This window comes from Streptomyces sp. NPDC028928 (assembly GCF_055564915.1).
In genome coordinates, this window is record NZ_JBVHVI010000016.1 from 89,340 (window position 1) to 96,340 (window position 7,001).

At 73.9% G+C, this 7,001-nt stretch carries 5 protein-coding genes; 2 read left to right on the plus strand and 3 right to left on the minus strand.

Annotated elements, in window-relative coordinates; all coding sequences use genetic code 11:
- The first annotated feature begins 49 nt into the window (after positions 1-49).
- Positions 50-1,219, plus strand: a complete 1,170-nt coding sequence (locus ACZ4U1_RS33080) for a steroid 3-ketoacyl-CoA thiolase (protein ID WP_467907858.1) — start codon at positions 50-52, stop codon at positions 1,217-1,219.
- On the opposite strand, the gene ACZ4U1_RS33085 is transcribed toward ACZ4U1_RS33080, so the two are convergent.
- Both ACZ4U1_RS33085 and ACZ4U1_RS33090 read right to left on the minus strand, forming a co-directional pair.
- Positions 1,207-2,235, minus strand: coding sequence for an ArsR/SmtB family transcription factor (locus ACZ4U1_RS33085; protein ID WP_467907859.1), 1,029 nt, complete (start codon positions 2,233-2,235; stop codon positions 1,207-1,209). The two genes, ACZ4U1_RS33080 and ACZ4U1_RS33085, sit on opposite strands and share 13 nt — an antisense overlap.
- Before the next feature lie 218 nt (positions 2,236-2,453).
- The gene (locus tag ACZ4U1_RS33090) at positions 2,454-3,977 is read right to left on the minus strand and encodes a glycosyltransferase family 39 protein (protein ID WP_467907860.1); all 1,524 of its coding nucleotides are present in this window, start codon (positions 3,975-3,977) and stop codon (positions 2,454-2,456) included.
- Positions 3,978-4,295: 318 nt separating this feature from the next.
- Here ACZ4U1_RS33090 and ACZ4U1_RS33095 point away from each other — a divergent pair, with 318 nt between their 5' ends.
- Positions 4,296-5,927, plus strand: coding sequence for an nSTAND1 domain-containing NTPase (locus ACZ4U1_RS33095; protein WP_467907861.1), 1,632 nt, complete (start codon positions 4,296-4,298; stop codon positions 5,925-5,927).
- On the opposite strand, the gene ACZ4U1_RS33100 is transcribed toward ACZ4U1_RS33095, so the two are convergent.
- Positions 5,908-6,846 carry a hypothetical protein gene (locus tag ACZ4U1_RS33100; protein ID WP_467907862.1) on the minus strand — a complete coding sequence of 313 codons (939 nt, stop codon included), beginning with the start codon at positions 6,844-6,846 and terminating at the stop codon, positions 5,908-5,910. The two genes, ACZ4U1_RS33095 and ACZ4U1_RS33100, sit on opposite strands and share 20 nt — an antisense overlap.
- Between the last annotated feature and the right edge of the window lie 155 nt (positions 6,847-7,001).

Sequence of the window (7,001 nt, forward strand, 5' to 3'; positions counted from 1 at the left end):
AACGCGTACTAGTTCTGGAGGAGAGCCCTCTCGGAGAGGACCCGCACCCATGGCCGCCGAACCCGTGATCGTCGAAGCCGTACGCACCCCGATCGGTAAGCGCGGCGGCGCGCTCGCCAACCTGCACCCCGCCTACCTCCTGGGCGAGACCTACCGTGAACTCCTCGGCCGCACCGGCATCCCCGCCGACGCCGTCGAGCAGATCGTCGGCGGCACGGTGACCCACGCCGGCGAGCAGTCCATGAACCCCGCGCGCACGGCCTGGCTGACCATGGGACTGCCGTACGAGACGGCCGCCACGACGGTCGACTGCCAGTGCGGCTCCTCCCAGCAGGCCTCGCACATGGTGGCCAACATGGTCGCGGCCGGCGTGATCGACGTCGGCATCAGCTGCGGCGTCGAGGCGATGTCCCGCGTCCCGCTGGGCTCCGGCTCCAAGCACGGCCCCGGAAAACCGTTCCCCGACGAGTGGAACGTCGACCTCCCCAACCAGTTCGAGGCGGCCGAACGCATAGCGCGCCACCGTGGCCTGACCCGCGAGGACGTCGACGCGCTCGGCCTCCTCTCGCAGGAGCGGGCGGCCCTGGCCTGGGCGGAGGAACGTTTCAAGCGGGAGACCTTCGCCGTACAGGTGCCGACGACGGAGGAGGAGCAGTACGCCGGACAGGGCATGTGGCGCCTGGTCGACAAGGACGAGGGCCTGCGGGACACCTCCCCGGAGGCGCTGGCGGGCCTGAAGCCGGTGATGCCGACGGCGGTGCACACGGCCGGCAACTCCTCCCAGATTTCCGACGGCGCGGCCGCGATCATGTGGGCCTCGAAGCGGATGGCGCGCGCCCTGAAGCTGAAGCCGAGGGCGAGGATCGTCGCCCAGGCCCTGGTGGGCGCCGACCCGCACTTCCACCTGGACGGCCCGATCGACGCGACGCGCGCGGTGCTGGGCAAGGCGGGCATGTCCCTGAAGGACATCGACCTGGTGGAGATCAACGAGGCCTTCGCGTCGGTGGTGCTCAGCTGGACCCAGGTCTTCGACCAGACCCTGGAGAAGGTCAACGTCAACGGCGGCGCGATCGCCCTCGGCCACCCGGTCGGCGCGACGGGCGCCCGCCTGATCACCACCGCTCTGCACGAACTGGAGCGCGCCGACAAGGAGTTCGCGCTCATCACGATGTGCGCGGGCGGCGGCCTGGCCACCGGGACGATCATTCAGCGGTTGTAGCCGGAGGACACCGCCGAGCGCGGGGCCGGCCTGCGGCCGGATCCGGGACATCGGTCATGGGCCACGAGCCGGTCGGCCTCGGGGGTCCGCTGGTAGTACACCCTGCTGCCGTCCCGCATCCGGTTCAGCAGGCCGACCCGGTGCAGGCGGCGCAGGTGGTACGACACCGTCGAGGCACTCATGTGCTGCCGTACGGCGAGTTCGGTGGTGGTGCGCGGACTGTCCAGGTCCGCCAGGAGCACCAGCCGGGCCTGCCCGATCACCTCGCCCAGCGGGTCCACGAGCGGGGGCCGTACCGCCGGCGGGCCCTGCTCGCCGGCGCCATTCACGGGGTAGGCGAGGTGGGTGCCGTCCTCGCCCCACGGGTCGTCACGCAGTGCCCAGGTGGTCTGCAGCGGCGAGGGGTGCAACACGATCCTCCTCGGCTCGAAGCTGTGCCAGGTCGACTCGTCCCGGATGCGGAGCGCTCCGGCGTCGTAGGAGAGGGCCGGGTGGAGGGAGTTGAGGGTGGCGATCAGTCCGCGCCGGGCCATGGAACCGGCCCGGTGCCGGATGTCCCCCTCGATCGCGGAGCGCACCACGGTCCAGTGGGCGGCCATGGACCCGGCCCACAGCAGCCCCAGTTCCCGGGCGACGCGCTGGGCGAACGACCGCTCGCCGGCGTCCAGGGCGTCCAGGATCGTCCGCGCCTCCATCGACGGGGGCCGGCCTCCTTGTGTGGGTGCGGTCCCGAGGAACCGGTTCATCTGGCGTGTCACCACGTCACCGGGCGTGGTGGCCACCTGGTGCAGCTCCGCCTCCAGCGAGGCCTCCTGGCTCCCGCTCGCGAACAGGAAGCCGGGCACATAGGTCCGCGCTTCGCGGCGTAACGCCATGAGCAGCCGCAGGTCGCGGCGGAGCAGTACGCCGCCGGTTCCCTCATGCTCCCGGTGCGGCCGGCCCCCGGCCGCTCTTCGGCCGAAGCCGAGCAGGAAGCCCAACTGGGCCAGCGGCGAGATCGCGAACGTCGTCCCCACGAGCGCTTCAGCATCCAAACGGACAGAGATCACTCATCCCCCTAGCGCCGTTCAAGGCCGCCGCCGGTCCGGTCGTCGACCGGCGGCGGTCGCATGGTCACACGTCTCTCCTGGGCCCCTCCAGACCATTTCGTGCCGTGCCCTTGACCGAGGGGGAGCGAAAGGGCCATAAGGGAGTGCATCACCTCAATTCGAAGCACCCCATACGGGACATTCCATTAGGTTCGAATCTCCGGTCGGCGCACACAGTGCCCCGGGCGGGCGTAGACGGAGGGGCTGGACAGCAGCCAGGGCGGGAGCGGTGGGCCACCTGGTCGGTGACCGACTCGTCGCGCCCCATGCTGTCGTGCCGGTCGATCCACCACAGTTGGAAGGCCGGGGTGCCGCTCGTACACCTCGATCCGTGCCGGGCCGACGGCCCGCACGGCGCGGCGTGCGAAGTACGCCCTCAGCACCGCCTGCTTGGCCCGCTCCCGCGCGCCGCGCTCGGCGCGCTCCCGAGCGGGGTCCCGCACCACGACGATCCGGGGGACGCCCAGCATGGCCGAACGGATGCCCGCGGGCGGTGACTCCGTGCCGTACAGCGTGTGCGAGGCGTGCGGCGCACCGGCCAGCGCGAGGTCCGCGGCACCGTACGACGCCGGCCGCGAGCGCAGGGTCCACACCCGCCGGCTGCCGGGCAGGAAGAGCACCCCGTCGCCGGGCGCCGCCGTCTCGCGCAGGGCGCGGGCGATGGCCGTGACGTCGTCCGCCCGGCTCTGCGGGCCGCGCAGACGCGTCCCCACGGGCACCAGCGCGACCAGCGCGGCGGCCGCGGTCAGGGCCGCCAAGGCCGCACGCGGGCGGACCGCACCCCACAGGCCGTCCAGCGCCGCTCCCCCGAGCAGCGCGAGACCGGCCTGGGCGTACAGCACGTACCGGTCGACGTAGAGGGGTTCGAGGGCCGAGGCGAGCAGGAGCAGCGCCGGCGGCACCACGAGCAGCGGGAGCGCGAGCGCGGTCAGCCCCGGCCCGGGCCGGCCGGCGGTGGTACGGCGGTGCACGGCCGCGCAGGCGACGCCGATCCCCGTGCACGCTCCGGCGCCCAGGACGTCCCCGCCCCAGGAGACCTCGATCCACGCCACCTGCTCCTGCTGGCGCAGGCTCAGCAGGACCACCGGCAGTGTCGCCGCGGTCGCACCGCACAGGGCGGCCAGCCAGGCCCGGACGGCGGTGCGGGGTGCCCGGGCGGCGAGCAGGGCCACGCCGTGCGCGAGGACCGCGAGCAGCGCGAACTCGTGCAGCAGCCCGGATACGGCGGCGAGCGCGGCGTACCCGGCCCACCAGGCGCGGCGGCGCCCGGCCCGGGCCTCGACCAGGATCCGGGTCTGGGCCACCACCAACGCGGTCACCAGGGCGTACGAACGGCCCTCCTGGGCGTAGCGCTGCACGGCGGGAAGGAGCGCGAACAGCACGCCGGCGGCGAGGCCGGCCCGCGGTCCCGCCAGTCTGCGGCCGAGGGCGCCGACGCCCGCCGCCGCGGCGGCCATGGCCAGCACCGACGGCAGCCGCAGGGCCACCAGGCCGCCGTCCCAGAGCCGGAACACGCCGTGCATCAGCAGGTAGTAGACACCGTGCACCGCGTCGGCCCCGCCGAGGGTCGCCCACAGGCCGGGCAGGCTCCGGTGGGCCATGTCGTACGTCACGGCCTCGTCCTGCCACAGGCTCCCGTGCCGGTCCAGTCCCCACAGGCCGAGCAGCACGGTCAGGGCCGCGGGCAGCGCGGCGGCCGGGTACGCCGGGAGCCGGGGGCGCCGCGCGGACGGACCGCGGTGGGCGAGGGGCGGGCGGGCGAGCTGTTCCGTGGCGATGGCGGACTCCTGACGGTTCGTTGCGGGAGGACGGCCGCGGACGGCCGGGCGCGGAGGACGGCCGCGGTCCGCCGGGTGCGGAGGACCGCTGCGGTCGGTCGGGAGTCAAGTGGCCGGAAGATTGTTGGTCAGCCCGCTTCCGGGCCGCCCATCAATGCCGGTCCGCGTACGGTGAGGTCCTGGTCGGGGGCCGGAAGGACAGGAGGAGCCGTGGGCCGTTCCGAGAAGCCGCTGGATCCCGCGGCGGGACCGGTGCAGCAGCTGGCCCACGAACTGCGCGAGCTGCGACGCCGGTCCGGCGGCCCCACCTACCGCGAGATGGCCCGCCGGGCCGGCTACTCCGCACCCACCCTGTCGAGCGCGGCCGGGGGCGAGAAGCTGCCGTCCCTGCCGGTGACCCTCGCGTACGTCACCGCGTGCGGCGGTGACCGCCAGGAGTGGGAGGACCGCTGGCGCCGGCTCGCCACGGCCGCCGCCGCTCTGCCCGCGGCGGACGGCGAGGACGAAGCGGCGCCCTACCGGGGGCTGGCCCGGTTCGGCACGGAGGACGGCCATCTCTTCTTCGGCCGCGACCAGCTCGTCGCCGATCTGCTGGAACTGACCCGCAAGCACCGGTTCGTCGCACTCGTCGGGCCGTCGGGCAGCGGCAAGTCCTCACTGCTGCGGGCCGGACTGGTGCCCGCGCTGCGCGCGCTCGGCCGGGATGCCGGGCGGCCGGCCGCCATCCGGATCTGCACCCCCGGCAAGCTTCCCCCCGGCGGCCACGACGCGCTCCTCAGGCCCGCCGACGGCGACGGCGACACCGTGCTGCTGGTCGACCAGTTCGAGGAGGTCTTCACCCTCTGCCAGGACCCGTCGCGCCGGGCCGCCTTCATCGGGGATCTGCTGCGCGCCCGTTCCGGCCCGGAGGGCCGGCTGGTCGTGGTGGTCGCGGTCCGGGCCGACTTCTACGGCCGGTGCGCCGAGCACGCCGGCCTCGTCGAGGCGCTGAACGCCGCCACCCTGCTGGTGGGCCCCATGACGCCGGAGCAGCTGCGGGAGGCGATCGTGCGGCCCGCCGCGGCCGGCCGGCTGGTCGTGGAGCGGGCCCTGACCGCGCGGATCGTGGCCGACGTGGCCCAGGAGCCCGGCGCGCTGCCCTTCATGTCGCACGCCCTGCTGGAGGTCTGGCGCCGGCGGCGGGCCCGGACCCTGACCCTCGAGGCGTACGAGGCGGTCGGCGGGGTGCGGGGCGCCGTGGCCCACACGGCCGAGGAGGTCTTCCGCGGTTTCACCGGCGCGCAGGCCGAGCCGGCCCGTGCCCTGCTGCTGCGGCTGATCACGCCGGGCGAGGGCGTGCCGGACACCCGCCGGCCGGCCGGGCGGGACGAGCTGGTTCACTCGGCGCAGGCCGCAGCGGTCCTCGAAGCCCTGGTCCGGGCCCGGCTGGTGACCGTCGACGGCAGCACCGTGGACCTCACACACGAGGCGCTCATCACCGCCTGGCCCCGGCTGCGCGGCTGGGTGGACGCCGACCGGGAGCGCCTGCGGCTGCAGCGGCGGCTGACGGAGTCCGCCCGGGAGTGGGAGCGGCTGGACCGCGACCCCGGTGCGCTGTACCGGGGTACGCGGCTGCTGGCCGCGCGGGACGCCTTCCTGGGGCCGGACGGTCCGGCGGCCGATCTGACGCCGCTGGAGCGGGAGTTCCTCGTCACCAGCGTGCGCACCGGGCGGTTCGTCCAGCCCGCCCTGGTGCTGCTGCGGCGGTTGGTCCGCAGCCGCTGGTGGCTCGTGCTGCGGCTGGCCGTGCTGTGTGCGGTGGCGCTGTGGACGGTCTGGTTCCTCACCCGTGACCATCCCTGACGCCACCGGCCGTGGGTCGTTCCCGGGCGAGGACGGCGCGGGCGGCGTCCAGGTGCCGTTCCTTGGCGGCGGCCACCCCGGCGAAGTACCGCGCGTGTGCGCGGATGTGCCGCCGCTGGACGCCGGTCTCGGTCCGCACCAGCAGCTCGACCAGGCCGGTCCGCTCCTTGCACGTCACGTCCGACTCCGCGGTCTTCCGCTCCGCGGCGGACGGCTTCGCTGTCTTCGCCCAGCGTGGGTCGTCGGCGGCGGCGTAGAAGTCCTCGTAGGGGTGCCCCTGTGCCGTCATGCAGCGCTTCCAGGCATGCAGGGCGGCGGTGACGTCCGGGGTTTTCAGTGTCTGCCGGAGACTTTCCGAACTCAGTTTGTCGACCAGTCGGTCGTCCACCCGGCTGTTCCGTGCGAGTTCGTCACCGGCGCGCTTGTAGCAGCCGTCGCCGGGGTCCAGTGCGGCTTCTCTCTCGTCCGCGCTCAGCGTGTTCTCCCGGTCGGCTTTCCGGGCGGTGATGTCGGTGGAACCCAGCAGGCGGGGATTGGTGTGATAGCCCATCTGCCGGGCGACCGGAGCCTCGATGACTCCGTAACGGCGGCGGTTGCGCAGGTCGGGGGCATGCTCGCGGTCGGTGATGACCTGCCAGTCGAGTCCGCGTTTCCTCATGCAGTCGCGGGTCAGCAGGTCCGCCGCGCTTTCCACGAGGTAGATCTCGTCCACGGACAACTGGTAGTGGTCCAGTGGCAGAACGAGGTCCGCGGCCTCGCCGGTCGGCGCCGGGGCCGCTTCGAGCACGGTCCTGCCCGTCGTCCCGCCGGACGACGTCCCACCGGACGCCGTGTCACCGGACGACGACCCGCCGGCCGATGTCCCGCAACCGGTCGCGAGGACCAGCAGGGCCGCGATGCCCAGTCGGCGTGCGTTCACTTCCCACCTCTCGGCGAAACCTCGTCGGAACCCCTGGTGAAGAGCGGGGTGGGGGGGGGGGGGGGGGGGGGGAGGGTGGGGGGGGGAGCGGGGGGGGGGGGGGGGGGGGGTTTGTGTGGCTGGTTGTGTTTTTGGTGTCTTTTGTGGGGTGTGTG